We start from the raw sequence: 1,828 nt of genomic DNA, 5'->3' as shown, positions 1-1,828 counted from the left end.
GCCCTGCAGAAGGAATGCGTCACCGGCAGCGACGGTCGCAAGCTGCTTCTTCAGCTTGCGTGCCTCACCTGCAAAAACCAGCGGTGGAAAGGTGGCGAGCTGCGCTTCCGTGTTCTTCAGCGCGGCAAGATCCGGATAGGCAGGAACCTGCTGGATCGGCTTTGCTCTCCACGAATTCGGCGACCATTTCGTCATCGTTGCACCCAACGTTCTTTCCAGCGGGTGGTATCGCCCGCCATTTCGCCCCCAAATGGGGCTCGCGGCTCCATACACGAAGCCGATTTCCTATTCTAGACCGGATTTGGACGTGTGGCGAATGGCCGTGATGCGCCAGGAACTGCCGGCGTAGTCATTGGCCAAAGCACCAGCAACGCCTTGCTAGGCAGCCCTCTCCACCAGCCGAGCCAATTGCGTCATGACAACGGCGGCCCCGGCCAGACGCTTTTCAGGTGTCGGCCAGTCGCGGCTGAAGACGACGCTCTGGTCGGGCCGGATCTTGGCCAGCGAACCCTGCTCGCCGATGAACGTGACCAGCCCGACAGGATTGGAAAACTCGCGCTTGCGGAAATGGATGACAACGCCTTTTGGTCCGGCATCGAGCTTTTCGACATTGGCCTTGCGGCAGAGCGCCTTGATGAAGACGATCTTCAGCAGATGCTTCACCTCCTCCGGCAGCGGGCCGAACCGATCGATCAGTTCTGCGCCGAAGGCATCGATCTCCTCGGTGTTTTCGAGGTCGCCGAGGCGGCGGTAGAGCGCCAGCCGCAGCTGCAGGTCCGGAACATAGCTTTCCGGGATCATCACCGCCGTGCCGACGGCGATCTGCGGCGACCAGCCGCCATCCTGAACCTCGCCGGAATCCTTCACCTCGGCGACAGCTTCCTCCAGCATTTGCTGGTAGAGCTCGAAGCCGACCTCCTTGATATGGCCCGACTGCTCTTCGCCGAGAAGATTGCCGGCGCCTCTGATATCGAGATCGTGGCTGGCGAGCTGGAAACCGGCGCCCAGCGTGTCGAGCGACTGCAGCACTTTCAGCCGGCGCTCGGCGGTGTCGGTCAGCTTGCGGTTGGCCGGCAGCGTGAACAGCGCATAGGCGCGCACCTTCGAGCGGCCGACGCGGCCGCGCAGCTGGTAGAGTTGCGACAGACCGAACATGTCGGCGCGATGCACGATCAGCGTGTTGGCGGTCGGGATATCGAGGCCGGATTCTACAATGGTGGTCGACAGCAGCACATCGTACTGGCCATCGTAGAAGGCATTCATGATGTCGTCGAGCTCGCCGGGCGGCATCTGACCGTGAGCGACAGCCACTTTCAGCTCGGGCACGGATTCACGCAGGAAATCATGGATTTCCGCCAGATCGCTGATGCGCGGCACGACATAGAAGGAATGACCGCCGCGGTAGCGTTCCCGGAGCAGGGTTTCGCGGATGATTAGCGGGTCGAAGGGCGAGATGAAGGTGCGCACCGCCAGGCGGTCGACCGGCGGCGTGGCGATCAGCGACAGTTCGCGCACGCCGGTCAGCGCCAGTTGCAGCGTGCGCGGGATCGGCGTTGCCGACAGCGTCAGCACATGCACGTCGCTCTTCAGGTCCTTCAGCCGTTCCTTGTGCTTGACGCCAAAGTGCTGTTCCTCGTCGATGATCAACAGGCCGAGATTCTTGAACGAGATCGACGAGCCGAGCAGCGCATGAGTGCCGACGACGATGTCGACCGTGCCTTCGGCGATACCTTTTTTCGTCTCTGCCAGTTCCTTGCCGCCGACCAGCCGCGAAGCCTGGGCGACGCGGATCGGCAAGCCGGAGAAGCGTTGCGAGAAGGTCTTGAAA

Annotated in this window: 2 protein-coding genes; both read right to left on the bottom strand. The window is 62.1% G+C overall.

Translation table 11 applies throughout. The annotated features are described in order from the left end of the window. On the bottom strand, nucleotides 1-195 hold a 195-nt coding region (locus EOA85_RS34350), incomplete at its 3' end, for a 3-deoxy-7-phosphoheptulonate synthase (RefSeq protein ID WP_164760101.1). A gap of 183 nt (nucleotides 196-378) precedes the next feature. Then, nucleotides 379-1,828 (bottom strand): TRCF domain-containing protein (locus EOA85_RS34345; protein ID WP_127212641.1); only part of this gene is annotated, 1,450 nt, incomplete at its 5' end.

It is taken from the genome of Mesorhizobium sp. M5C.F.Ca.IN.020.29.1.1 (assembly GCF_003997375.1).
Lineage (GTDB): Bacteria > Pseudomonadota > Alphaproteobacteria > Rhizobiales > Rhizobiaceae > Mesorhizobium > Mesorhizobium wenxiniae.
This window is presented reverse-complemented; position numbering and strand designations above follow the sequence as displayed.